The sequence below is a fragment of the Pseudomonas sp. PME37.24/006 genome (genome assembly GCF_055556635.1).
Genome location: NZ_JBVHNL010000277.1, coordinates 1 through 241 on the forward strand (window position 1 = coordinate 1; position 241 = coordinate 241).

Annotated in this window: 1 protein-coding gene; it reads right to left on the bottom strand. The window is 56.0% G+C overall.

The window, feature by feature from the left end:
- Positions 1–241, bottom strand: a 241-nt coding sequence (locus ACZ3GY_RS24715; RefSeq protein WP_465912455.1) for a transporter substrate-binding protein, incomplete at both ends; no start/stop codon positions are given.

The window sequence follows — 241 nt, forward strand, 5'->3', positions numbered from 1 at the left end:
TGCTTGTGTGACGTCGCCGATGACCGAATTGGCACCGAACTTGGCTTTGAACTCGGCGACGAATTTCTTGTTGTTGGCGTTGTCGAGACTCTGGAAATACTTCATCGAGGCAAAGAAGCCTTCCACGTTCTCGCCGCCGATGCCCAGCATTTCATCCTCGGTCACCGAGATGGTCAGCAGGTTCTGGGTCTTGGCGGTGACGCCCGCGGCCTTCAACTGCTTGTAGAAGGCGACGTTGGAG